This window comes from Planctomicrobium stercoris (assembly GCF_051465655.1).
Lineage (GTDB): Bacteria > Planctomycetota > Planctomycetia > Planctomycetales > Planctomycetaceae > Planctomicrobium.
Genome location: NZ_CP195791.1, coordinates 3,698,181 through 3,724,658, shown reverse-complemented (window position 1 = coordinate 3,724,658; position 26,478 = coordinate 3,698,181). Strand labels below are relative to the sequence as shown.

Sequence of the window (26,478 nt, the reverse complement as noted above, 5' to 3'; positions counted from 1 at the left end):
GAAGTGATGCCATTCGACAAGGTGCTTTCCGGCTCAGACGTTGAACAGGAAGTGGCAGATATCCCCGTCCTTCACGACGTAGGCCTTCCCTTCGACTCGCAGCTTGCCGGCCTGACGGATGGCAGCTTCGGTATGGAACGTTTCCAGATCGGCAACTGAATAGACTTCGGCCCGGATGAATCCCCGTTCGAAATCGGAGTGAATCACGCCGGCCGCCTGCGGTCCGGTGGCCCCGATCGGAATCGTCCAGGCCCGAACTTCTTTCGGACCTGCTGTGAAGTAACTTTGCAGTCCCAGAGTGTGGTAGATCGCGCGGGCGAGCGCTCCCAGTGATGCTTCCTGCAGGCCGACCGATTCCAGCATCTCCTTGCGATCCGGCTCGTCCAGTTCCGCGATCTCTGCTTCGAGCTTGGCACAGATCGGAACCACATCGGCCCCGCTGCTCTTTGCGTATTCACGCACCTGCTGCACGAGTGGCCCATTCCCTTCCAGATCGGATTCGTCAACGTTGGCGATATAGAGGATCGGCTTGGAAGTCATCATGCCGAAGCTCTCAAGGATCTTCTTCTCGCCAGGTTCCCATTCGAGCTTGCGCAATGGGCGAGCCTGATCGAGCTCAGCGAGGCATTTCTGGATGACAGCGACCCGCTCTTTCGCCTCCTTGTCCCCTGTCCGGGCTGCGCGTTCGGCTTTGCTCTTCATGTTTTCGAGCGTCTGCATGTCCGCCAGCATCAGCTCTGTCTCAATGATTTCGATGTCGGTCAGGGGGTTGACCTTGCCGGAGACGTGAGTCACATCGGGATCTTCAAAGCAGCGGACCACCTGCATGATGGCATCCACTTCACGGATGTGGCTGAGAAACTTGTTCCCCAGCCCTTCTCCCACGCTGGCCCCTTTGACAATCCCGGCGATGTCAACAAGTTTCAATGCAGCCGGGATGATCTTCTGCGGATTGAAGAATTTGGCGATGACGTCCAGTCGCGGGTCAGGAACGCTGACGACCCCTTCATTGGGATCGATTGTGCAGAAGGGGTAATTCGCACTCTGGGCTGCTTTTGACGAGGTCAGGGCGTTGAAAAGAGTGCTTTTACCGACGTTCGGGAGACCGACAATACCTGCTTCCATGTTTCCGGATCACTTGCTGTATCAAAAGAAGAAAAAAATGGGACTGCACCGGTACTGCATTCGGCGAACACCGGCCCAGGTGCGGTCCGGCGGACCTACCGGGAGTCGATCAGAGCAGTTTCGCGAAAGAACGACCACGTTTTGCCGGCGATCACGTGGACCATCCTGCGGTGGAAATCGTGAATCGCCTGCACATGATAGATCAAACCGGTCTAGAATCCACTCGAAGAGGGGGACGATGCTCCACCGGCCCCGCCGCCCGGACGCTTCTGCTTGGAAATCACTTCCTCGATATCCAATGTTCCCAGAGCCAGTTCAACCCGCTGCCGGAAGGCCGCACTCGTCGACTTGCGTGTCAGGACGACCAGAGCCACCTGCAGCTTCCCGATCTTTCGTTCGTAGACGGTGGCCATCAGGTCGGCGGCGTTAAATTCCGGGTCCGGGACGAACCGAATGACGGTATAGTCTTTGGGCTTGGTGTAGAGTGCATATGCCGAGTTCTGTGCCGGGTTCCACTGACGGAAGCGGACATTGTCACCGACCTTGCTGGTCTCCCCTTCAGGAATGGTCACCTGAAAGACCCGCATCAGTTCGTTTTCCAGATCCGTCAGAAATTCGGCCGGAGGCTCGCCCCCCTGATCGGCATCCCGAAAACGGGATTGATTGGAGACGAGATAGATCCATGCGTTCGGTTGACCATCATCGGAATCGAGCGTGGTTTCCCACGCTTCAACCAGCCCCGGCAACGGAACCCCTAACGAAGTCTTTTCACGCGGATCGGGACCGGTCGTCAGGTCGCCATCCTTGTCTTTGAACGTGGACGGACCCGGCATCGGGGCACGAAATGGCTTCGGCAGCCGCATTGACATCCCGATTTCTGGTCGATTCCACGCGGGTGACGCCAGCCCTTCATCCACCGTCTGCAGGTATTCGTAGAACAGCCGGCTTTGCTGTAACCGTTCCTCGTACGTTTTCTGCCCGCACCCTGACAACGTCAGTCCGGTGAGAAATACTGCAAATGGAAGCAGATTCCAATGAATGACGCGAAGGTGAGATTTCATGTGATTGACGCAAGTTGACGAAACTGTCCGAGTCTTCCCTGCCGCAGGGCTGACAAGTGGCCTGTGAATGGACAAGATACTCGGAAGTCGCGTCGAGTGTCGAGAGTTGAGAGACTTGACGCGACTTGAAGTCCACCACTTTCTTCGAATGCGAACCATCAGGCAGAATTGCCAGGACGAGACTCATGCAAGCATCGGTTGCCCCAGGCCGCAGCGTCGCCATGCAGAATCCAACATTGATCATCTTTGGAGCTTCTGGAGACCTGACGAGCCGGAAACTGATCCCAGCTCTCTTCTCCCTTTCTCGAAACGGGTATCTGCCCGAGAAAACTCCGATCATTGGAGTCGCTCGTCGCGGCAAGAGCCACGAAGAGTTCAGGGAAGAACTGAAAACCACACTTCTGGAATTTGTCCCTGCCAACGAAATTGAACAGGGTTGGGAATCGTTCTCCAATCGACTTCGGTACATCCAGGCAGACCTGATGCAGGGGAGTGACTTCGAGGCACTCAAAGGTAAGGTCGAAGAACTGGAAGCCGAACTCGGGCTGCCCGGCGAACGCATCGTCTATCTCGCCCTCACCCCCGAACTGTTCCTGCCCTCCGTCAAAGGGCTGGCAGCTGCAGGGATGATTCCCCCCGACGCGTCCAAACTGCGGGTCGTTGTGGAAAAGCCGTTCGGACATGATCTGGACTCGGCCCGTCAACTGGCTGCCGACCTCTCCACGTTTCTGCAGGAAGAGCAGATTTATCGCATTGATCATTATCTCGGGAAGGAGACGGTTCAGAACATCCTGCTGTTCCGTTTCGGGAATGCGATCTTCGAACCCCTCTTCAATCGCAATCATGTCGATCACGTGCAGATCACCGTGGCAGAATCGCAAGGGATCGAAGGAGGACGAGGCGGATATTACGACGAGTCGGGAGCACTACGGGACGTGCTGCAGAACCATGTTCTCCAGTTGCTGTGTCTGGTGGCGATGGAGCCTCCCGCTCTCTTCGATGCAGAGCGTCTCCGGGATGAGAAGCTCAAAGTCCTGAACACACTTCATCCGGGCAGCGACAAGGGGGTCGACTCCTGGGCCATTGCAGGACAGTACGCAGCTTCTTCCATCAACGGCGAAAAAGTCAAAGCGTACGTGGATGAAGACCGCATTGCTCCCGATTCACGCACGGAAACGTTTGTGGCCATCGAAGCGCGGATTGACAACTGGCGGTGGGCGGGAGTCCCGTTCTATCTTCGCACAGGCAAGCGGATGCCGGCGCGTGTGAGTGAAATCGCAATCCAGTTCAAACTCCCTCCCATGAATCTGTTTCACACAGTGGAGTGCGAAGGGAACATCTGCGAGATGGTGGAAAGCCGTCCGAACTCGTTGATCTTCCGCATTCAGCCACGCGAATCGATTGCACTGCATTTCTCTGCCAAACACCCCGGCATGCAGTACCAACTGCAACCGGTCGATATGGACTTCGACTTTCACAAGGCATTCGAAGCTTCTCTGCCAGAAGCGTATGAACGCCTTCTGCTGGACGTCATCCGCGGGGACTCGACGCTGTTTACTCGCGTCGATGAGCTGGAGGCAGCATGGGCATTTCTGGATCCCGTTTTGAAACGCTGGGCTGAACCGGACCATCAGCCGATTCTCTATCCCGCCGGGACATGGGGACCGAAAGCCGCTGCCGACCTTCTGAAAGATGAAGGCCGCACGTGGAGAACTCCCAGCGGGAAGTAACGAAACGGGGATCGCAAGATGCGGTGCGCGAGGGACTCGTGCTCGGCATCAGCCTGTTGATGAACGGACCAATGAGGATCCGGCGACTCAGATCCCGTCGGGGGAGTTTCGTCACACTTGAACCCCGCTGGATCAACGTCGAATTACGCTTGATGTGGACCTCTGTGGAGACCAGCAACAAAAAAGGCTCGGCTTTCTTTCGAAAGCCGAGCCCCATATCACTCGAGGATCTGTGATCCCGAGGGTGCTGCAATAGAAATCGCAGCTGGAGAGTGAGAATTACTTAACGCCGAAGCCAGATTCGGCACCACTCTCCCGGTGGCTGTCGACGACAGCCCGCCGACTGTCTTAGACAGTACCACCTCGTGTTTGGCTACAACTCTCAGATTGCATCAGGACCACCTCCTTTCAATTCCAGACATCCCGTTTCTGCCGGCTTAGCCAACATCCGGCTGCCTCACGGGCTTCGGGTAACTCCGAACTGCGTAGGGCTCGGAACGACACTGGTATTCTTGCAAAACCGACTTTCTGGACAAGATCAATTTCCGGAAGGTTCGGCAATTTTGAATTTTTCTGAAAGCTGTCGTCGCAGCTCTGCGGGGCGATCCTCCTGCGATCAGAGCATTGCACTTCGACAACAGGCAGCAGCCGCACCGATGCAATGGGAACTGAGGACTGTGGACGTTCAAGACGAGTTCGACATTTGCCATGAACTTCGTCGTCATCTGCGATTTTCTGATGGCATTGCAGAAAACGGGGGGTGATCATGGAAAGAGATCACCTCAACTGTGACCAGCAGTTCGAGGGCAGCGCTCAGAATTGCCCGACGAGCAGACACGCTGGTCTTCGGTGCAATGTTGAAAATCGAATGGAGTCCGTGGCATGTTCCGCATTTTAATTACGCTGGGAAGTCTCATCCTTGAGGTCGCCACCGCGCTGACAGAAGGCGCTCTGGCGGTATCCATGCTCGCAGCAGGACTGATTGTCACCATGCTGCATGTGACCTGCGACTCATCACTGTTTCAGCGAATCGTCAATCGCCTGACAGCCATGGACATGCCCGATGCACTGGAACCCATTTCCATGCAGTCGAACGAAGAGACCAAGCAACAGTAGCGGACGCCCGGACCGGCCTGCCTGCAATTATGGCTTTGCGGAGAGATTCGCAACTTCAGGCCGAAGATGAAGTTGATCCAAGACACTTTCCAGCGACGTTGCACGCTCACCCGCGCGCCCCTCCAGACGATTCCGAAGCTGCTCCACACTCAGACTGCCACGAATCTTGTTCGACAGACCGGTGACAATCGGATCGGCGGGATAAACCCCCATCAGCTTGTAATTCTGAAACCGGATTGATGCCATGACGGTCGGCTCATTGCGCCCCAGGCTGTTACTGGCGATGTTCAACTCCTGAAATTCCTTGCAACCGTTGGTTGTGGTGAAGACTGCCAGAGAAGGAGTCAGGAGCCGCTCGTCCTGCACCTGCGGGAGAAGATGCACGAAAATCAGTTCATACTCATCGCGCGGACCGTTGAGTTGTGTCGCCGCGTCCTGGGCATCGCGCGTATATTTGAATGCCATGACGAGCGTTCTGGGCATCGGAATCTTCTGGTCACCCGAAGCGGTCGGCGGCAGAACTCCCAGAACACGAAAGCTCTGAACGGCATCCCGAATCATCGGTTCAGGCTCTTCTGTTGAGGAGTATCGCAGTTTGGAAAAGAAGGCTGCACTGACGTTTCCCGTAAAGAGAAAGTCTCCATTCCGGGTCTGACAGATCTCAGGCTGAATGGCGAGTAGGTGCTGTGCAAGGTAATTCTCGATTGTGGCCTTCGAGACACTTGGCATCTTGGCCCGGGCTTTAGCGTCCATGCTCAGGCCCACCAGAAAGGCTGTTGAACGCTGGCTGATCTGCTCTCCCTCCTGGGGCAGTCCGGTAGTCAGAGCAGGATCGACGGGCACGTCAGGTGGCAATAAGCGACATGGGCGTGAATCCTGACGAGAAAACAGGGACGCAATGTCTGACGGCTGCCAGGGGATTTCCTGAAGGATCGGCAATGCGGCCAGCACAGCGGCCAGCTCTTCATCGGTGCGGACGACCGGTTCGGCGTCTTTACTCGCCTCGCCGGTCGCGGGGGAGGCTGCACGAGGAGCACGGTGGGCTTTTTTCCCCGGGCCGATCAGTGTCGCCGGGACGACTCCTTTCGTCAGCAGCAGTTGCAACTCATCTGCGGGGATCTGCTTACCAACGACAATCACGACGCTGGCCACAACTGCCAGAACGGTGACCAGTATAAAAATTCCTGAACGATTCACAGCCATCTCCCATCTGCCCCTGATCGAGGGGCACGACATCGCCTCGATTTCGAGGTTGATGTCATTTTCGTCTAATCAATTCACTCGAAACTCGGAAAGTTAGAGATTCGAGCGGATTTTTGTGGATGAAGTCAATTCTCTCGGGGACTCCCCGGTCCAGAACCCGACGAATGTCCAACTGAATCAGAATTCAAGGTATCCTGTCTCTCAGACGTGTGGGGAGTCGAGTTTGTTTCGCCGGCCAAATAATCCAAATTCCGACAGGTAAAAGCAGCAATGTGCTGATGCGAATTCCCTGCCAAGGCGGCAATTTCCGGAGCAGGCTCCATTTTCCAGTTCTGTCTGGCGTTTTTTGCCGCACATTGAATCTTCTCGGCTCCTCTTTCTCTGCAGGCAATCGCCCCTGATATGCTCGGCCCTCCCGGAAACTGGAAAGTCAAGGATTTCGCCCAGACTGATTGTACGTCGTCCAAAACCTTTGAAGAGTACCTGATGAAATTCAATTCAGAAAAGTCTGACGGCGGATTCCATTCGCGACCTCTCAAGTCGATTTCGATTGATTTCATGCCCGGAATTTCGTCTCGCTGCAACGATTTTAAGGTGGCTTCTTTCATCGTCCAGATCAGAAGAAGGAGTTGTTTCCGTAGCGATTCTGGACATTTTTCAAACGCCCATTTTTCCCGTTCCGAGAGTGCCACAGTCGAAAGTGCTGCGAGGTTGATCGCCTCCGGTTCCATCTCGATGTCCACCCCGATCCCCGTTCCGGCCTTCGCCACTGCGATTGCGGTGACCGGCCCCGAGTGTGAAATGCTCGTCGCAATGGGAAACAACTGCTCGGCAGCGTCGACTTTCGGGGGCCCGGAAATCGACCAGTTAACGCTTTCCGGCGAAGTTCCCAGCAGGGACCCGAACAACGATCGTCCAGCGACACGCGTAAACTGGAACTGCCGCCGTTTCTCCGGGATCCGATATTGGGCGGCCCGCTGCTGCTCCGCTGCAGAGAGTACGCTCAAATCGAGAGAACGGTCCGTTTCATCCTGCAGCAGCCAGATCAGGACCGAGCCGGACTCAATTTCGCGTCGAACAGCGGTCTGCAGGGAGGGAGTCACTCGTCCGTCCCTGACTGGATCATCTTCTCGACAAAGACAGAAAGGAACTGCTGTGCCTCAGTCAGATCGAAATGCTGAGAACTTGCCCGGGCGGTCAATGTCAGCCGCTCGTTGGTTTCACAGGCTGCAATGCTCAGCGGGAGAAACGACCCCAGTTGCATGAATCCGGAAATCCGGTCCAGTCTCATTCCTGCCAGGTTGATGACTCCGTCCGGATCCTGGTTGAAGCGATGGTGCATCGCGCGGGTGGTGTCCCCCAGGCATGTGAACTGCAGCGTCGGGACGAACCAGCCCCAGCCCTGAATCCGGTCCGTCAATCCGGGAGTCTTCTCGGTCGCAGCGAGTCCCCTGAGAAACTCGGCCCCCACGTAACGCTGCTTGATGTACTTCATTTCATCACGCAGACCTTGCAGGAGCTTCTGTGGATTTCGACATGCGCTCCGCTTTCGACGCAGGAACGAAACGCCGACTCTGTTACAGGCGGGTGTACGAAGATCCGATGGCCAGCGAAGATCGACCGGATGCATCAACGTGATGAATCCCCGTCGGGACGCCTGAGGAAGGCATTCCGTAAACGCCAGAAACGAGGCACAGAGTCCAATGTCATTGATGCTGAATCTGTTTCGCTTCAGACATTCCCGCAGCCTGGCGGTCTGATCCGGGGAGAGCGATTGCTCGCAAAGATGATCAGGGGCGGTCGACTGGGGATGAACTTCCTTCAGGCGAATCGTTCTGCCCCGCACGGTGAGAAAGAGATTTCTCAGCCCTTCCCAGGTTCCGATCGGGGGAGTCGGAAGTCGATAACCGGCGCGGGTGGCAAGTTGCCCAAACTCCAGCGGCGTCAGCTTCGGACGGTCGGAAGTGTGCAGCGTGTGATAGTTCGCCAGCCATTCCGACAAAAACTGCCGGGCTCCCTGACCGTCGCAGCAGGCATGGTGGATATCGAGCAGAATGATGATTCCGTCTGCAAACGGGCAGACTTCGCAGCGAACTCCCGCGACTTCGGCGAGTCGAATCGGCTGAATGGGAGTCTGAACAATCTCCTCGGGACTCTGATTTCCGGTCCGCCACTGCAGCGTGGGAATGCTGTCGGCCAGCGTCCAGACCTTCGAATCCCCTTCACTCCGAACAATACTTCGAAGCAAAGGCTGGCGTGCAATGGCCATGTCGAAGGTGCTGGTCAACAGATCCCTGTTGACCGGACCGTCGAACTGCAGCAACACCCGGAACACCATCGGGTGGGCAGGACTGTCATTGCGAAGCAGAAAAGTCTCAATCGGAGCCAGCGGGAGGCGATTGCACGTCTCCGGGAACGGAGCGGATAATGAGGGGTCCAAGTTGACGTCGGCGAGCGGCAGACCCGGATTCATGATTAAGACATTTCCTATGAGTGAAGGCGTCAGGGGCCGGCTGCTCTCGACCAGTTCGGACTGCCGCGCGCAGGCGACTCAGTTTCTCACCCCATGAAATTCCCTGTCACTACCTGCGGAACGAGTCCGTTGGAAGTCTCGCAAAACTGCACTTGTGCATGACCTGGCTGTGATTGGCGGTTGTACACAGATTCAGGTTAGCGTGAAGTAAGCATCTTTGGGAAGATGCTTCGCTTGGGAAATGCGGAAACAGCTCTCCGACAGGAACATCGGTCGCGACTATCGCCCGCGTCGCGTGAATTCGGAAGCCGCCGCTTCTGACTGACGGCCAACTCATCGCAGTGACCCTACATCGAGGGCCTGGTTCATTCGTGGAGTGGCTGAACGGCCGGGCGATCCGCCTCGGCCTCAACGGGAAGCTGGGTCGGCGTTCTCAGAGGTGTTTCTCATCACCACGAACCAGCAGACCGCAGCCAGCACATAAACGGCAGCGTACGTCAGAAACACAAAGTGGAATCCGTTCAGGGTCCCCTGATGTCGAAGTTCTTCTGACATCGAGGAAGAAGAAACGTTACTGAGGGCAGCAAGCTGGTGGATCGCTCTCTCGACGAGTGAACCTGTCACCCAGCCTGCGAAGGCGGCTCCCAGTGTCCCCACGGTGTTCATGAATGCGGCTGCAACCGCGGTATGGGTTCTCCCGATGTCCTGGCAGGTGGCCCATGCGGCGCCTAACGTCAGGTCGACGCAGAAGGCTGCCATCGCCACGCTGATGCAGAAGAGGTGCAGATTGTCTGCCTGACTCGCCAGTCCCCACCAGCCTGCGCACGCCAGCATCGCGAGCATCCCGACGACACAGCGGGACTGACGTCGATTCCCCAGACGGGCGTCAATCCAAGAAACGCAATACCCGCCCATCACGCAACCAGCTGCTCCCACCCACAGGGGGGCTCCCGTGTAGATCGCGATCAGTGTCGACGACGACGGGTCGGGAAAACGTTCTTTCAGGTACGCTGGCAGATAGGTGATGTTGAATGCCCAGCCGTAGTTCACGAACGAGTACGCTGCGCAGAGCGCAAGCAGTTCACGATTCGTCAGCAGCCACTTCCAGGGGACGGCTCCGTGTGCGTGTGAGCCGGCACTCTGGCCTGAGACAGGATGAACAGGCTCGCCATTCGCGGATCTGGGGTGATCGGTGAAGAAGAGTCGAAACAGGACGCACCAGACGACGCCGAGCACCCCGAACAGCAGAAACGCTCCACGCCAGTTCACGACTGGCGGCGACCAGGTGGTCCCGGTCACGAGCAGAGCCCAGATCAACGGGGTGATTCCCCCCATCAGTCGCCCTGACATCCAGACCAGTCCCTGGGCAAACTCCCATTTGTGCGAAGGGAACCAGTTGTAGATGGCCCGGGAGATGTTCGGAAAGGCTCCAGCCTCCCCTGCTCCGAATAAGAAGCGAAGCAAGACCAGCGTCCCCAGCCCTCCAAGGGTCCAGCTTCCGATCTTCAGGCCGATCAGCCCCGTCAATGCGGTGCAGATCGACCACCAGATCACGATCCGGATCAGCATGGATCGCGGACCCCAGCGGTCTCCCAGCCATCCCGTCGGAATTTCAAAGACCGCATACGCAATTGCAAACGCGGTGAAGGCCCACTTCAGTTCCGCAACGCTCCGAAGATTCAACTCCGACGCCAGAGACGGCGCAGCGACACCAAAGCAGACTCGATCCAGATAAGTGATCATCGACAGGCTGCAGATCAGCCCCAGGACCACCCACTGCCAGAGAGTGTAATTTGCCGCGGGACGACGCTCTGCCGTTACAGAGGTCGGCGTCTGCAGAACGGAATCGACCGGTTCCACTGATTGAGTCAAATGAAACTCCTTCTCTCAACGGAGCCCGAAAATGCTGGCGACACCCATCGAGTTGCAGTTCGTCTCACTGTCCGTTGAAGATCACAACAACGGACGTTTTCGCTGCACACTTGAAGCGTGCAGCGAAACGTGATGGAACAGAATTCCTCCGCATCTCACCCCTATGAGGCGGTTTCATCACTGGGAGGACGAGGCTCCTGCCGAGCCTCAAGCCAGTGAACGCGTGGTCTTTCATGCGGCTCAGCAGGAGCTTCGCCCTCCCGAATCGCGATCACAAAGTGTTATGAAACCAGCTCATGTTCTTCAACGCGACGGTTAAACCGATTCGGAAATCAGCGTCGACTTAACGAAGTCTTCGTTGATGGTCACTCCGAGCCCCGGACGATCGGGAGGTGAAATCCAGCCGTCCACCGCTTGAATCTTCTCATGAGTCAGTTCATGACGAAGCGGGGAGTCTTCAACACAGTCTTCGAAGATGAAGGCATCGCGGCAGGTGCTCAGCCAATGGATGCTCGCTGCCACGGTCACCGGGCTGGTGTAACAGTGATTGCACAGCCGGGCGCCGATCTCTTCGACTCTCTGTCGGATATAGTTTGCTTCGCTGAAGCCGTTTCGCGACAGGTCGACCTGATAGACATCCAGGCAACGTCCATCAATCAACGGGCGGAACGACTGGCGCCCGCATTCTTCCTCTCCGGAAGCAATGGGAACCGGCGAGCGGTCGCGGAGCCAGCGATAGCCTTCATAATCATCCGGATGCAGCGGCTCTTCCAGCCAGCCGATCCGCTGCTTCTGAAACGCTTTCGCCCGCTCGAGGGCGGTTCTGGCATCCCAGACGCAACCCGCGTCAATCAGCAGTGTCCCGTCTTCACCCACTCCTTTACGGGCTCCCTTGACCAGATCAATGTCGACCGCTTCACTCTGGCCCATCGGTTCCCAGCCGAACTTGACGGCGCTGTAGCCGTATTCCCGCCAGCGTTCGCCGATACGGGCCGTCTCGATTCCATTCTTACCGAAAAGAATGGAGGCGTAAGCTTGAATCCGGTCATGCTTCTTCCCGCCGAGCAGCCGGTGAATGGGCTCTCCGAAATGCTTTCCTTTGAGATCCCACAGCGCCATGTCGATGGCTGCCATGGCGGTAATCGTCGTTGAACGACGTCCGCAATACATGGTGCGGCGATACATCTTTTCCCAGATGCGATCAATCTCCAGCGGGTTCTCCCCAATCAGGAGCGATCGCAGTCCAGAAGCGATGTTGTGGCTGAACGGCGCATCAATGACCGCTTTGACCATCTCCGGGGATGAATCCGCCTCACCAACACCTTCAAGACCATTGTCGGTGCGGATGCGGATCAGAACGGAATCCTGGCTGCTCGCCGTTTTGCTTTCGACGTTCTTGATGCGCAGGATCTGACAGACAACTTGCGTGATTTTCATGGAAATCGGACTCGAATAAGGATCAGGTCGGAATCATTCAGGTGCAGAGGACGGTGAACTCGGGCGTCGAAGTCCCAGGTTTGACCGTGCAATGCTTTGTCTGAAGGGGGTGGATTTTCAACAGTTGAAAATCCACAACACAGGGCTCTCAAGACGCAATTCTGCTCTAGTCTTCGATGACACGACCCACGACGACGATATGCTGGCCTCGGGGAACGGGAGCCACCCAGGCCTGTGCCAGCACAGCGCCATCCACACCTGCTTTGGCCTCCCATGGCGGCATGTCGATATGGTCGAAGTCGTGCAGCAGCCCGACAACATCCCCTTTCTTCACCAGAGTTCCGCACTGCAGGATCGGCTCGTAGTGACCATCGAAAGGGGCGACCGTGAAGCATTCGCGATCAACCATTTCCAGCTTCCGCTGGGTGCCGGCCGCGTGATGATCAATGGGCTGAATTTCCCCTTTCAGGAGATTGTTCCGAATGAGTGCCGCCAGCACGCCCTGTCGGGCATAGCGGACTCCCACCGGGTCCACAGCGGCTCCCCAGCCGAGTTCTGTTCCCACTGTGATCTTGCCCAGACGCTCGGCTTCACTGGGGAGCAGCCCCGGCGTGACGTTCTGGTACACCATCAGACTTGGAGTGCCGAACCAGCGTGCTGTCTCTTCAATCTTCTTCGAAAGGACAGGATCTTCGACTGGGTGGAAACTGGCACAGTAGGAGAAGCGGGCGACGTTCCCCCCGGAATGCAGGTCGATGACGATGTGGACGCGGGGCCAGATGTATTCGCGGACAAACGCGGCAATACGATGGGTAATCCCGCTGAGCGCCGGTGTGGTGCCCGCCCCATCGACAAATGCCCGGTTCAGATTGACCCCATCATCCAGCCGGTTGCTCTCTCGAGTCCCAGCCCGGAATGCAGACGGATTCAATACAGGAATGAAAATGATACGACCTCTGACATCTTCGTCGCGAATTTCCCGCATGAGCCCTTTCAGAGCACAGGGGCCTTCGTATTCGTTCCCGTGATTCGAGCCGAACGAGACCAGCCCTTCCCCCTTCTTTGCTTCGGGTCCGACCCACACCGTTAAAGGGATCAGGTGGTCTCCCCAGATGCTGTCGTGCTCCAGAGCCAGCCAGTAATCGCGTCGGCCAGGGGAGTCGAGATCAAGCTGAGCGGGGCGAACAATCTTTCGTTCCATCGATGCAGTTCCGAGAGTTGGAGGATGTGTAGATCACTTTGCATGTCAGATTCGGAATTGTATTGAACGTGATCTGGGATGGATTGTCAACAATCGTATGTCGATTATTGACATTCGTGCGTGCTTCTGGGATCAATTGTTGACAATGCATTCACTCTGTATTACAAAATTGGGTGGGATTGCAGACGATGAGTCAAAGTAGGCCCGCCGGGCTTACTCGAACTTGAACCGGATTGACATGAAGACAAATGCACTGAAGGTCGGTTCCTTCGATCAGTCTCTCGATGTCGTCGGGCGACTCAGGCTGGAGATTCTCTCGGGGCGAATTCCCGAAGGAGCCCGGCTGACCGAAGCGGAAATTTCCAAGCGCTATCAAGTCGGAAGAGGTCCCGCCCGGGAGGCAGTGCAGCGGCTTTCGACTCAGGGTCTGTTGTTGACCCGCCCGAATTGCGGCGCGGTGGTCGCCCCTGTCGCGCCGAAGGAGACTCGAGGAGTGCTGCTCACGGTTCGACGGACTCTTGAGGTGCATGCTCTTGAACAGATCTTCGAAGATCTGACCCCTGCTGATTTTGAGCACTGGGAAAAAATTCTGGAACAGATGCGGCAGGCCTGTGAAGCAGAAGACTTCCATGCCATCGCCGAAATGGACATTGCCTTTCATCATCATCTGCTCGTCTGCGCCAAAGAGCCTGACCTGCTGATGATCTGGGAACTCCTGGTGGGGCGCATTCGCTCCCACTTCCGTCGCACACAGCGTCGCCGCTGCGCAAACGTCATGGATCTTTATGATGAGCACCGGCTCCTGCTGGAGACGTTTCGAACCGGCACGCTGGCTGAAGCGACCGAGTTGCTGAAAGAGAAGATTGATTGACTTGCGGGAACGTCAAAGATCGCGGGCTGATTCGCGGGCTGTTGCAATTTTGAGTTGAGGCGCTCGGGCCCCAGCAGTTGCTGGTCGGTCGAGCGCATTTTGTTACGGATGTTTCGTTGAAGACGATTTCTGCAACGGCTTTGATCTGTCTGTTTTCTAAATTCCAGGAGACTTGGCATGACTTGTTACGGCAAGCAACCAAAACTGCGTGGCTTTACTCTCATTGAGCTTTTAGTCGTGATTGCGATTATTGCAGTCCTGATCGCACTGCTGTTGCCGGCGGTGCAGCAGGCACGGGAAGCGGCAAGGCGATCGCAATGCAAAAACAACCTGAAGCAACTCGGGTTGGCGATGCACAACTACCACGAGACTCATAACGTCTTCCCTCCCGGCATGTTCAATGTGATCAACGGATACGGCCCCCCTTACGAAGGAGAGGCTGGAACGACGAACCGAGTGACCTTCATGGCCATGATTCTTCCGTTCATCGACCAGTCTGCCCTGTACCAGAAATTTGCCTCCCTGACCCAGTCTGGCGGGTCGACCGTTTACCCCTGGTACGTTCCAGGCTTGTGCGATGCGAAAATTCCAACGATGTTCTGCCCGTCCGATCCTTCAGCGGGATTTCTTGATCCAGGTGGGAACGGCATTCATGCCAACTACCTTGGCTGCACAGGAGCACGCGACTGGGGGGCCCAGTACACCAACACCGACTCGACAGGTGCAGTTCCGGGTGGAATCTTTCATTGTCGCTCGAAGACGGCATTGCGCGATGTGACCGACGGCGCTTCCAACACCATCCTGATGGGCGAAATTCTGACCGTCAATGGCGGTGAGGCTGTCGCAGCCTGTCCCACGAACATTGACCTCCGAGGGTTGATGTGGAACGGCGTCCATATGACTGCCCTCTTCTCAACACTTTATCCGCCCAATCCTCCGAATGCAGACATCCTGGGCTACAACGCCTGCTCGCGTACACCGCAGACACCTGTCGCAGCAAATCAGCAAGAGCATATGAACCTTTCCGCCCGCAGCCTGCACACAGGCGGCGCTCATGTGACACTGGCGGATGGATCCGTTCGGTTTATTTCGAACAACACGAACACCGGGACGTTTAATGCCCTGGGGACCCGCGCGGGTGGGGAAGTTGTGGGCGAGTTCTAAGCAGGTTTTATGTTTCGGTCCGCCGCATTTCGCGATGCGGCGGGCTGAAGATTAGCAATAAGAAACAATCGGTCTGCGGGCACACGGTAGGCGACGTGCTGCTGTCAAAAGCGACGGCAGCTATTAATTCTCACTGTTTTGTTCACTGCAGGTTTAAAGTTCATGTTGTCTCGAGTTTCAGCAGTTCTGGTTTCGTTTTCATTGATGTTAAGTGTGTGTTCTCTGCAAGGTTGTGCCGGAGAGCAAGGCGGTCCTGAGCTGGTGACTGTCACCGGGCTTGTGACGCTGGATGGTTCTCCATTGCCCAACGGAATGATGGATTTCGTTCCGACAGATGGAATCGGCGGAACATATGCAGCTGACATTGTTGACGGAAAATATCGCGTTCGGCTCTCACCCGGTGAGAAGTCGATCTCCGTAAATAGCTATCGAATCTCAAAAACGTTGGTTGGCCCGGATGGTAAGCCAGGGACGGAGCAATACCTTCACTCGCGATATAATGCGAAGACGCAGTTGAAAATAGCTGTCACGGTTGATAGAAATATGGAATACAATATAGAATTAACGTCCAAATGACCTGAGAGAAACTGGTTCTTTACAAACCAGTTACTGCATGAAGTTTTAGGTTAATGGGTCTTCTGGTGGCTGGTGCAGCGAGAGCACCCGCCCTGTAGGTGTTCTTTCTTAGAGAGCTTTGCCTTTGGTGATTGATGTGTTGGACAGGTATCGCTTTGGCTTCTGATTGTTCCGTCAACGCGAAACTCCACACAGATTCACAACTGACTTTTAATTTTGGCTTTGATTTCACGAAATAGATGACTGCTTCACGTTCAATTTCTCGTTTCTTCTTCATTGGAGCCGATGCAGATGAGTCTCGATCGAAAAAACATTTCTCGTGGTTTTACGTTAATTGAATTGCTAGTGGTGATCGCGATCATCGCGGTGCTGATCGCATTGCTGTTGCCTGCCGTTCAGCAGGCACGTGAAGCGGCTCGTCGATCGCAGTGTAAGAACAATCTGAAACAGATTGGACTCGCGATTCATAACTACATTGATGTGACAAACAGTTTTCCTCTGGGGTCGAACGGGCGAGGTCTTGCAATTCCACCGAACGGTGGTCCGGCACCAGGTTTCAACTGGCGGCTGAGAATCTTTCCACAGTTGGAGCAGTCGTCCGTTTACAACAAATTAAATCTTTCGCTGGCGGCCTCTTACATTGGCGATGCTGGCACAAATCTCGACTATTTAACGGGCTTGGTGATTCCTGTGTACTCTTGCCCTTCGAGCCCCTTACCTCATATCCCGCACGGGTCGTTTCCCGCTGGCGGCGGATGGATAAACGAATCCACAGCCTATCCGAAAGGAATTCAGGTTCCCATGTATGTTGGGATTTCAGGGGCCGCCGACGGAACAACATCGTCAGGTGCGCTCGTGTACCCGGGGTCTCAGATCGTGGGATTCGAGAATCCTAGTTATAAAGGATTTATGACAAACAATGGGACGTTTTTATATAACGAGAATGTTCGACTTCGCGATCTGACGGATGGGGCATCGAACACCCTCGTGGTGTCCGAACAGTCCGGAACAGTGAACAAATTCGATATACGGAGTGGATATTATGGTGGCTACACCGGCGCCCAGTTTGGCGGACCCGTCCCTGCGAACGGGGTAAACGTCGAAACTGCAAGCAATGTGTGGGGCGTTGGAATCACGAATATCAACTACCGAATTAACTCTCAAACCGTTGCTGACGGGACCGGGCACGGAGCATACCCCAGCACGATTATCAATTCTTTTCACGTCGGGGGAATTCACGGCCTGCTGGGAGATGGATCAGTCCGTTTCATCAGCGAAAACATTGACATGGAAAACCTGCGACGACTTGGTGCAAGGAATGACGGATTGGTTCTCTCTGAATTTTAATCTTTACCAGGTTGCAATCTAGTCGCGAAAGTCGTTCCTTTGATCTGATGTGATTCTCGTCAATAATTGTTAATGGGAATCACATGATCTCTGGTTAATGTCATATTTGCGAATGGCGACATCTCACAGCTGATAGTTGTCTCGAATATAACAACGTCACAGGAAAGCGGGTTCATGTCATGTTCTGTCGAAAAATGGTTTCGAGTTTTCTGGTTCCCTCGTTGTTTGGAATGTTGCTTCTCGTCGGGTGCGGAAGCCAATATCGCGAGTCCCGTCAAACCGGGTCGTTAGAAGGTGTGGTTTTCCTTGGGAATGACCCGCTGAAAGATGTGACGCTGAGCTTTTTCAGCGCAAGCACCGGAGATGGTGTGCAAGCACACACAGATGAGTCCGGTCATTATGATGTCGCGAGGCTTCCTGTCGGCGATTACACCGTGCGGGTCATCCCAAAGGCGGTGGTGCCGCCAGGAAATCCGGGTGCTCCCCCGACAGTGCCTTCCGATTCGAAGATTCCTAAAAAGTTTCAAGAATCATCGACGTCTGGATTAACTGTGACGATCAAGTTTGGTGCTAATACTTCGAACTTCAGACTGGAGTGACAATGCGACTGGTTGTTTCATTTGCAACTTCGGTCTTGTGGTTCGTTCTGTCGAACTGGCTGCAGTTCGCTTCTGCCGGTGATGCGGCGGATATCGGTTTTGTTTCGGGGATCGATCAGAGCCGCCAAAGCTACGTGTTGTTCGATTTTGCGGATGATTTTCCCGATCGTCAGCGAGATCTGTTAATCGCTCTTCATGGCCATGGCAGTGACCGGTGGCAGTTTGCAACTCAAGAGCGGGATGAGTGTCGTGGGGTCAGGGACTTTGCTCGGGAGCACGGAATGCTGTTTGTCTCTCCTGATTATCGAGCAAAGACGTCCTGGATGGGACCGCTCGCTGAAGCAGATGTGCTCCAGATCATTCAGGAACTGAAGGAGAAGTATCAGATCAAGCGGGTGTTCATCTGCGGCGGGTCGATGGGGGGAAGTTCCGCTCTTACTTTCACCGCGTTGCATCCGGAACTCATCAGCGGAGTGGTGGCACTCAACGGAACTGCGAATCACCTGGAATATCAGAACTTTCAGGAGGCGATTTCTGAATCTTTCGGTGGAAAGAAGTCTGAGATCCCCGAACAATATAAAATGAGAAGTGCCGAGTACTGGCCGGAACGATTCACCATGCCGGTGGGGCTGACGACAGGCGGGAGAGATTCCGCTGTTCCCCCCGGCAGTGTGATTCGACTGGCTTCGGTGCTTCAGCAACTCGAACGACCTGTACTTCTCATTCATCGTGAAGAAGGAGGGCATGAATCAAACTACGAAGACACGCGAGCTGCACTGGATTTCATGCTCGAAGCAGCGAATCGAAAAACTCCCCAGTCGACTCCCTCCCCCTGAATTCCCGTCCGACCTGAAACACTAGCAGCTGCGATACGGCAACCCGGATTGCATGCTGACACCCGCCGAGGAGCCAATGATCGGCATCAACCAGAAGTTCAAGGGCAGTAGACTCGTTTTCCGAGTGGTGTTCGGGATTGTCACTTACTGTCGACTGACATCTCTTCACGCAGAGAATTTGACCCCGGGGTCCGAGGGGGCGTCCCCGGAGTTTTCGAGTGAGCAGCTTGAGTTCTTCGAAACCTCTGTCCGTCCTCTGTTGATCAGTGCCTGCGGCGAATGTCACGGGGAAAAGAAGCAGTGGGCCGGCCTTCGTCTCGACTCACGTCAGTCCATTCTGAGCGGAGGAGACACCGGTCCAGCGATTGTTCCCGGTGAGCCTGACCAGAGTCTGCTGATTTCTGCTGTGCGGCGGACCGGTGATTACGAGATGCCACCCGAGAAACCTCTCAGTGCGGAGCAGGTGGCGATTCTCGAGAAGTGGGTCCAGCTTGGAGCTCCCTGGCCGAAGGAAGTCCGATCCCATTCTACGCATGAAGAGCACCTGAAGACTCACTGGGCGTTTCAGCCCGTTGGACAGTTTACTCCTCCTGAATCTGGCCGTGCCGACCGTGTTCGGACGCCGGTGGACAACTTCATACTGGCGAAGCTGCAGGAAGCGTCGCTGAGCATGTCTCCGCAGGCCGATCGCGCCACGCTGATCCGCCGACTGACCTATGACCTGACCGGACTTCCCCCGACAAAGGAAGCGGTCGACGCGTTCGTTAACGATTCTGATCCCCAGGCCTATCAAAAGCTGGTCGAGCAACTCCTCGAATCTCCCCGTTACGGAGAGCACTGGGGAAGAAAGTGGCTTGATCTCGCCCGGTATTCCGACACCAAAGGCTACATGTTCGGCTGGGAAATCAACCGGTTTGTGCACTCCAGCGTGTACCGTGACTGGGTCATCAAGGCATTCAATGACGACCTTCCGTATGACCAGTTCCTGAAGTTGCAGATCGCTGCTGACCAGATTGCAGCTGACGATCCCGCCTCTCAGGTCGCGATGGGATTTCTCACTTTGGGGCGTCGTTTCCTGGGAAATGACCACGACATCATCGACGACCGGATCGACGTCATTGGCCGGACAACGATGGGGCTGACGATCGGCTGCGCCCGTTGCCACGATCACAAGTACGATCCGATTCCAACTGCGGACTACTATTCGATGTACGGTGTGCTCGGTAACAGCGTGGAGCAGATTGTGCCTGCCTGTTCGCTGGAAGAAACGGCCACACCCGAATTCCTCGCGGAGTTGAAGAAACGACAGCAGCTGTTCGACGAAGCGCTTCCGAAGTACCGCAAAAAGGTCGCGGACCGCATGAGAAGTCGAATCTCCGATTATCTCGCTGCGCAGCTGAAGTTGGGTGATTATCCGAACATTCCCTTTTCACAGATCATCGCTGTAGAAGATCTCTTCCCCGTCTACGTTCATAGTCTGAACGCCTACCTGAGAAGGACGCAGCTGAATCAGAATCCCGTCTTTGTGCCGTGGCATCAGTTCGAGTCTCTGCCTGCTGAGGATTTCGCAGCCAAAGCGGTTCAGGTGACAGAATCTTTGCGTACGTCAGAGCAGAGTCGTGTGAACCCGCTGGTGCTGGGGCTGTTTGAAGTGCCACCGACATCCATGCAGGAAGTCGCAGAACGCTATGGAAGCCTGCTGAGCACAATTCGACAGGAGTGGGAGGCGGAACTCGCGGCTGCGAAGGAAGCCGGCACTCCCCCGCCAGAACGGTTCCAGGACGAGTCTCGCGAACAACTTCGATTGGTGCTCTACGGAGACGATTCGCCGTGTGAGGTTCCCAATGAACACCTCACGTCCATCGGTCCGTATTTCGCAACCCGTTCTGAACTCGAAGAGATCTGGAAGTTTCAGCGAGAGATCGAAAGCTATCTGCTCGATGGACCGAACGCGCCACCTTTCGCACTGCGGATGGTCGATCGAAAACTGATCGAGGAGCCGCGCATCTTCCGTCGCGGGAATCCCGCTGTGAAAGGGGATGAAGTTCCCAGACAGCTTCCGCTCATCATTGGAGGCTCGCAGCGCCAGCCGTTTCAGGGTGGTAGCGGCAGACGCGAACTGGCGGAAGGGATTGTCGACCCTGATAACCCGCTCACCGCCCGCGTCTGGGTCAATCGCATCTGGCAGCATCATTTCGGCACCGGACTTGTCCCCACGCCCAGCGACTTCGGCACACGGGCTCCCCGTCCGGAACATCTGGAGTTGCTCGACTGGCTCGCTACGCAGCTGATCAAAAACGGCTGGAGTACAAAGTCGATTCACCGGCTGATCCTGCTTTCGTCGACCTATCAGCAGCAGTCGACCGGTCCGGCAGACATTGCAGTGCTGCACCGGGCAGAGAATGTCGATCCGGAAAACCGGTTGCTCTGGAAGATGAATTCCCATCGGCTCACGTTCGAAGAGGTTCGTGATTCGATGCTGGCGGTCTCGGGCGAACTGGACCTTACCGCAGGGGGACGTGGAAGCACGCTATTTGCATCCCCGGATGGGCCTCAACGGCGGACCGTCTATGGATTCATTGATCGTGAGCACCTGCCGGACGTGTTCCGGGTTTTCGACTTTGCGAATCCCGACCTGCATCTCCCGGAGCGGTCTGAAACGACGGTTCCTCAGCAGGCGCTGTTTGCACTCAACCACCCATTCGTCGCGGCCCGTGCCAAGCACCTGGCAGGCCTCATCGAATCCATAAATGGCGATGATCAGACCGAAAAAGTGACGGCACTCTTTGAGACGGTTCTGCAGCGTGGGCCGACCGCTTCCCAGCGAGAGGCTGCATTGCGTTTTCTTGCGACCAGCGAGCTCGAAGAGCAGCCGACCATGTCCCCGGAACAGCTGGCGTGGCAGTACGGCTATGGAGCCGTGAACAGTTCGGGAACAGGCGTTGAAACCTTTACTCCCCTGCCCTACTTCAACGGACATGCCTGGCAGGGAGGAGCACAGTTCCCGGACGCTGCTCTGGGATGGGCGCAGCTGACCGCTGAAGGAGGTCACCCTGGGAACGATCACCAGCATGCGGTCATTCGCCGCTGGACTGCCCCGCAGGATGGAGTGGTCGCCGTGGAGTCGATCATCAAGCATGAGGTGGCGAACGGAAACGGAATCCGCTGCTGGATCATTTCCAGCCGAAGTGGATTATTGAACCAGTCGTTGCTGCACAATTCCTCGCAGTCGACCACCATCGAGTCGGTCCAGGTCCAGGCGGGGGAAACGCTGGACTTTGTTGTGGATGTCAACGGTCAGCTGAACAACGATCAATATCTCTGGACGGTTTCGATCCACGAGAAACTGGTCACGGCCGGTGCTGCGAATGACGTGTCTGCCGGAAAGAACTGGAACTCCAAGCGTGATTTCATCGGACCGTCGACGGGACTCCTGAAGCCGTGGGAGCAGCTGGCTCAGGTCCTTTTGCTGTCGAACGAATTCCTGTTTGTCGATTAACGGCAGCTGGACAGAGTTGAGAGGGTACTCATGTTGAATTCTTTTTCAGACTTCTCCGCATTCTCCCGTCGCGCGATGCTGCAGCGATCGGGAATGGGACTGGGGAGTCTGGGACTCGCCAGCCTGTTGGCCACCCCCGGGAAGCTCGTACAGGGAGCCACTCGAGAGACCGTTCAACAGCCCCATTTCCCCGGGACAGCCAAGCGCGTTGTGCACTTCTTTCTGAATGGTGGTCCGTCGCATCTGGACACATTCGATCCAAAGCCGCTGCTGAAGAAATATGAAGGGCAGGCTCCCCCGGTCAGCCTGGCGACGGAGCGAAAAACCGGTGCCGCCTTCCCCAGCGCTTTCTCGTTCAAGAAGTACGGTGAAAGCGGCATCGAAGTGAGTGAGCTGTTCGAAAAGACTGCCGCTCATATCGATGATATTGCGGTGATTCGCTCGATGTACGCGCAGGTTCCCAATCACGAACCGTCGTTGATGCTGATGAACTGCGGGGATTCCGTTCTCTCCCGGCCCAGCGTCGGTGCGTGGACGTTGTATGGACTCGGGTCGGAAAACCAGAATCTTCCGGGCTTCATCGCGATGTGTCCCAGCGGCCTCCCAGTCAAAGGGACTTCAAACTGGCAGTCTGGGTTCCTTCCAGGGGCGTTTCAGGGGACGTATGTCGATCCGCAACATACCCAGATCGAAAAGCTGATCGAGAACATTCGCAGTCCGCACGCCTCGCGTGAAATTCAGCGTCGCCAGCTGGACCTGCTCGAATCCCTGAATGCCGAACATCGACACACCCGTAACGATTCCCGGCTTGAGTCCCGTATTCAGTCGTTTGAACTCGCCTTCCGGATGCAGATGGAGGCTGCGGACGCGTTTGATCTTCAGCAGGAACCTCAGCACATGTTGGAGATGTACGGCCAGGGAGTTCATGGTCGACAGACGTTGATTGCACGTCGGCTGCTGGAACGTGGAGTTCGGTATGTCCAGCTCTGGCATGGCGCGGGGCAACCGTGGGACGATCATGCAAATCTGAATTCTCATCACCGGACGCTGGCTGCCGAGATTGACCAGCCCATTGCTGCTTTACTGTCAGATCTGAAACAGCGTGGCATGCTCGAAGACACCCTGGTCCTCTGGGGGGGAGAATTCGGGCGGACACCCACCGTCGAACTGAACGGTGAAGGAAAGTCGCAACTGGGGCGCGACCACAATCACTACGGCTTCACCGTCTGGATGGCTGGGGGCGGAGTGAAGGGGGGAACGACCTACGGGGCGACGGACGATTTTGGCTTCAAAGCGATCGACAAACCGACCAGCGTGCACGACTTCCACGCGACCATCCTGCACCTTCTGGGCTTCGACCACGAGAAGCTGACCTACCGTTACGCAGGCCGCGACTTCCGGCTCACCGATGTCTTTGGCAATGTCATCCATGACATCATCGACAAGAGGGCGACCGTCTGAGCGCACGTGGCCTTCATTTCGTCGTTTAAACGCGAACATCACAGGCGCGAAATCATGCTGCCTGTGATGTTCTCTTTGTTCACTGCACGAGAGTGATTCACTCCGTGAGGAGAGCTTCTCAGGTCGCTCTGCTGCGATGCGCGATCTGTTGTGGCTGATAGCGATCGATCGTCTTGCGGAGTCTTCGGTGGCTCCACTTCCAACGCGACTTATTCGCTCAGCCGTCTTTTCAAGCTGCGGTATTCCCCGGAAATCCCGGTACGCCTGACGCTGCTTCTCTCAGCGTCCCGGCCAGATTCTTCGCCGGGATTCCTCACTGCCGGGAATCTCAAATTCCCCTACTTTTCATCATATCACCAAGCGTTTATATTCAATTTCCATTCATCGGCGACCGGCGGTTCGAATGCCGGCCTCCATTTTTCAGTGCAGAGATCTCTGACGGAGAATGATCCAATGAAGGTCACGCAGTGGATGATGATGTTGCTGGCGGTTTTCTTCTGTCTCTCTTCTCCAGCCCTCGCCAGTGAAGCGAACCTGAAAATCCCGGATCTGCACGAGGGAAAGTTTCACCTCTTCTTCATGACCATCTCCGGATGGTGGCTGCTGTTTATCGGGTCTTTTGTGATTGCGGGTACCCTGGGGATCAGTCTTTCGCTGCGGTCTCAGATTGCCGCGTTGCCTGCCCATCAATCGATGCTGAATGTCGCCGAGATCATTTACCAGACGTGCAAGACCTATCTGATTCAGCAGGGACGCTTTCTGCTCCTGCTCTTTGCGCTGATCGCAGCTGCCATGGCCTACTACTTCCTGGTGCTCCAAGGGGAATCGCTGACGACCACCCTATTGGTGCTGCTCTTCTCGGTGGTCGGCATGGGGGGCTCTTACTGGGTGGCCTGGTATGGAATCCGGGTAAATACCTATGCCAACGCCAGGACGGCCTTCGCCTCGCTGACCGGCAGTCCGTGGGACGTCGTTAATATTCCGTTACGGGCCGGGATGTCGATCGGCCTGTTTCTGATTTCTCTCGAACTGATCATGATGGTGATCATTCTTCTCTTCGTTCCCCGGCAGATCGTTGGAATCTGCTTTCTGGGATTCGCGATTGGTGAGTCTCTGGGAGCATCGGCCCTGCGCATCGCGGGGGGGATCTTCACGAAGATTGCCGACATCGGGTCGGACCTGATGAAAATCGTGTTCAACGTGAAAGAGGATGATCCCCGAAATCCTGGGGTGATCGCGGACTGCACCGGCGATAACGCCGGAGACTCCGTCGGGCCGACGGCAGATGGCTTTGAAACCTACGGGGTGACCGGCGTGGCGCTGATCACGTTCATCACGCTGGCGGTCCCTAATACAGACATTCAGGCCAAGCTGATCGTCTGGATCTTTGCAAGCCGGTTCCTCATGGACTTCATGTCCGGGGTCTCGTACTTCGTCAACCAGTCGATCTCCGAAAAGAAGTACCGCAGCCTCAAAGAGTTCAACTTCGAGGAACCGCTGACCCGGCTGATCTGGATCGCCTCTGCTCTGTGCATCTCCACCACATTTCTGATGAGCTGGCTGCTGATTGGCGACCTCACTGTCACTGCCGATGGAGTGGATAAAGCACTGCCGAATCTGTGGTGGCAACTGGCTGCCATCATCAGCTGCGGGACGCTGGGAGCCGTCCTGATTCCGGAATTCACCAAGATCTTCACCAGTTCGCATTCCAAACATGTTCAGGAAATTGTGACCGCGTCCCGCGAAGGGGGGGCTTCGCTGACCATTCTGTCGGGGCTGGTGGCGGGAAATCTGAGCGCGTTCTGGAACGGCATGTTGATCGCCGGACTGATGACGATGGCTTATTTCGTGAGCCAGATGGGGCTCGATCAGGTGATGGGCACCGATGCTTCAATCTTCGCATTCGGACTGGTGGCGTTCGGATTCCTCTGCATGGGGCCGGTCAATATTGCAGTCGACAGCTATGGCCCGGTGACCGACAACGCGCAGTCTGTGTTTGAACTGGCTCAGACAGAACATCTTCCGGGGATCAGCCAGGAGATCGAACGGGACTTCGGATTCGTTCCGGATTTCGAAGGTGGGAAGCACTATCTGGAAGCCAATGACTCCGCCGGAAACACCTTCAAGGCCACGGCGAAACCAGTGCTCATTGCCACGGCGGTCGTCGGGGCCACGACGATGATTTTCTCGATCATACTGCTGCTGCAGAAGGCGGGCATGTTGCAGCTGGCACTGACAGATGCCCCTGTTCTGCTGGGATTCATCTGCGGCGGCGCTGTGATTTTCTGGTTCAGCGGCGCCAGCATTCAGGCAGTCACCACGGGAGCCTACCGGGCAGTGGCGTATATCAAAAAGAACTTCGACCTGAACAAGAAGGAGGCCAACATCGAGGACTCCAAGGAGGTCGTGCGGATCTGCACGGAGTACGCTCAGTCCGGGATGTGGAACATCTTCATTGCCCTGATGACCATTACGCTGGCCTTTGCGTTCTTTGACCCGAACTTCTTCGTGGCCTATCTGATTTCCATTGCCGTCTTCGGACTGTTCCAGGCGATCTTCATGGCCAACGCCGGGGGCTCCTGGGACAACGCGAAGAAGCTCGTTGAAGTCGACCTGAAAGAGAAAAACACTCCTCTTCATGCAGCGACTGTGATTGGCGACACGGTCGGTGATCCGTTCAAAGACACCACTTCGGTGGCGCTCAATCCGATCATCAAATTCTCGACACTGTTCGGGATGCTGGCGGTTGAAATCGCCATCGCCGTCAAGGAAGCCGCACACGCCGGCACAGGCAGCGATTACACCCCGTACGTGGGGGCAGTCATGCTGGTGGTCGCCCTGGTCTTTGTGTGGCGCTCGTTCTACGCCATGCGGATTCCGAAGGAAGTGTGACCGATTCTGCGGGAA

At 55.9% G+C, this 26,478-nt stretch carries 19 protein-coding genes; 11 read left to right on the top strand and 8 right to left on the bottom strand.

Translation table 11 applies throughout. From position 1 onward, the window contains the following. Positions 1-33 precede the first annotated feature (33 nt). Both ychF and SH661x_RS15115 read right to left on the bottom strand, forming a co-directional pair. Positions 34-1,125, bottom strand: a complete 1,092-nt coding sequence (ychF, locus tag SH661x_RS15120; RefSeq protein ID WP_437222974.1) for a redox-regulated ATPase YchF — start codon at positions 1,123-1,125, stop codon at positions 34-36. Positions 1,126-1,337: 212 nt separating this feature from the next. Further along, complete coding sequence (locus SH661x_RS15115; protein WP_437222971.1) at positions 1,338-2,186, bottom strand: hypothetical protein; 849 nt, start codon at positions 2,184-2,186, stop codon at positions 1,338-1,340. 185 nt (positions 2,187-2,371) lie between these two features. Between SH661x_RS15115 and zwf the strand changes: the two genes are divergently transcribed. Next, positions 2,372-3,916, top strand: coding sequence for a glucose-6-phosphate dehydrogenase (gene zwf, locus SH661x_RS15110; RefSeq protein ID WP_437222969.1), 1,545 nt, complete (start codon positions 2,372-2,374; stop codon positions 3,914-3,916). 882 nt (positions 3,917-4,798) lie between these two features. Further along, a complete protein-coding gene (locus tag SH661x_RS15105; RefSeq protein WP_437222966.1) occupies positions 4,799-5,032 on the top strand; it encodes a hypothetical protein in 234 nt (77 codons plus the stop codon). 27 nt (positions 5,033-5,059) lie between these two features. Here SH661x_RS15105 and SH661x_RS15100 read toward each other — a convergent pair whose 3' ends face one another. The 6 genes from SH661x_RS15100 to SH661x_RS15075 form a co-directional block, all read right to left on the bottom strand. Next, a complete protein-coding gene (locus tag SH661x_RS15100) occupies positions 5,060-6,229 on the bottom strand; it encodes a hypothetical protein (protein ID WP_437222964.1) in 1,170 nt (389 codons plus the stop codon). A gap of 131 nt (positions 6,230-6,360) precedes the next feature. After that, positions 6,361-7,005, bottom strand: a complete 645-nt coding sequence (locus SH661x_RS15095) for a 4'-phosphopantetheinyl transferase superfamily protein (RefSeq protein ID WP_437222962.1) — start codon at positions 7,003-7,005, stop codon at positions 6,361-6,363. A 329-nt stretch (positions 7,006-7,334) separates the two neighbouring features. After that, on the bottom strand, positions 7,335-8,708 hold the full coding sequence (locus SH661x_RS15090) for a hypothetical protein (protein WP_437222960.1): 1,374 nt from the start codon (positions 8,706-8,708) through the stop codon (positions 7,335-7,337). A gap of 408 nt (positions 8,709-9,116) precedes the next feature. Continuing rightward, positions 9,117-10,580 carry an MFS transporter gene (locus SH661x_RS15085; protein ID WP_437222958.1) on the bottom strand — a complete coding sequence of 488 codons (1,464 nt, stop codon included), beginning with the start codon at positions 10,578-10,580 and terminating at the stop codon, positions 9,117-9,119. Between the two features lie 315 nt (positions 10,581-10,895). After that, positions 10,896-12,017 (bottom strand): mandelate racemase/muconate lactonizing enzyme family protein, encoded by a 1,122-nt coding sequence (locus SH661x_RS15080; RefSeq protein ID WP_437222956.1) that lies wholly within the window; start codon positions 12,015-12,017, stop codon positions 10,896-10,898. A 166-nt stretch (positions 12,018-12,183) separates the two neighbouring features. Then, positions 12,184-13,218: a succinylglutamate desuccinylase/aspartoacylase family protein gene (locus SH661x_RS15075; RefSeq protein ID WP_437222954.1), complete on the bottom strand. Its 1,035-nt coding sequence runs from the start codon at positions 13,216-13,218 to the stop codon at positions 12,184-12,186. Between the two features lie 238 nt (positions 13,219-13,456). Here SH661x_RS15075 and SH661x_RS15070 point away from each other — a divergent pair, with 238 nt between their 5' ends. The 9 genes from SH661x_RS15070 (at position 13,457) to SH661x_RS15030 (ending at position 26,463) form a co-directional block, all read left to right on the top strand. Then, the gene (locus SH661x_RS15070; protein ID WP_437222951.1) at positions 13,457-14,089 is read left to right on the top strand and encodes a GntR family transcriptional regulator; all 633 of its coding nucleotides are present in this window, start codon (positions 13,457-13,459) and stop codon (positions 14,087-14,089) included. A 177-nt stretch (positions 14,090-14,266) separates the two neighbouring features. Next, positions 14,267-15,253 carry a DUF1559 family PulG-like putative transporter gene (locus SH661x_RS15065; RefSeq protein ID WP_437222948.1) on the top strand — a complete coding sequence of 329 codons (987 nt, stop codon included), beginning with the start codon at positions 14,267-14,269 and terminating at the stop codon, positions 15,251-15,253. A 162-nt stretch (positions 15,254-15,415) separates the two neighbouring features. Continuing rightward, positions 15,416-15,829, top strand: a complete 414-nt coding sequence (locus SH661x_RS15060; RefSeq protein ID WP_437222946.1) for a hypothetical protein — start codon at positions 15,416-15,418, stop codon at positions 15,827-15,829. A 291-nt stretch (positions 15,830-16,120) separates the two neighbouring features. Then, on the top strand, positions 16,121-17,176 hold the full coding sequence (locus tag SH661x_RS15055; protein WP_437222943.1) for a DUF1559 family PulG-like putative transporter: 1,056 nt from the start codon (positions 16,121-16,123) through the stop codon (positions 17,174-17,176). Between the two features lie 179 nt (positions 17,177-17,355). Further along, entirely contained in the window at positions 17,356-17,775 is a 420-nt protein-coding gene (locus SH661x_RS15050; RefSeq protein WP_437222941.1) for a hypothetical protein, read from the top strand. 2 nt (positions 17,776-17,777) lie between these two features. Beyond that, on the top strand, positions 17,778-18,611 hold the full coding sequence (locus SH661x_RS15045; protein ID WP_437222939.1) for an alpha/beta hydrolase family protein: 834 nt from the start codon (positions 17,778-17,780) through the stop codon (positions 18,609-18,611). A 52-nt stretch (positions 18,612-18,663) separates the two neighbouring features. Continuing rightward, positions 18,664-22,110: a PSD1 and planctomycete cytochrome C domain-containing protein gene (locus SH661x_RS15040; protein ID WP_437222936.1), complete on the top strand. Its 3,447-nt coding sequence runs from the start codon at positions 18,664-18,666 to the stop codon at positions 22,108-22,110. Between the two features lie 30 nt (positions 22,111-22,140). Further along, positions 22,141-23,571, top strand: a complete 1,431-nt coding sequence (locus SH661x_RS15035) for a DUF1501 domain-containing protein (protein WP_437222933.1) — start codon at positions 22,141-22,143, stop codon at positions 23,569-23,571. Positions 23,572-24,042: 471 nt separating this feature from the next. Next, complete coding sequence (locus tag SH661x_RS15030) at positions 24,043-26,463, top strand: sodium-translocating pyrophosphatase (RefSeq protein ID WP_437231210.1); 2,421 nt, start codon at positions 24,043-24,045, stop codon at positions 26,461-26,463. The last annotated feature ends 15 nt before the right edge of the window (positions 26,464-26,478 follow it).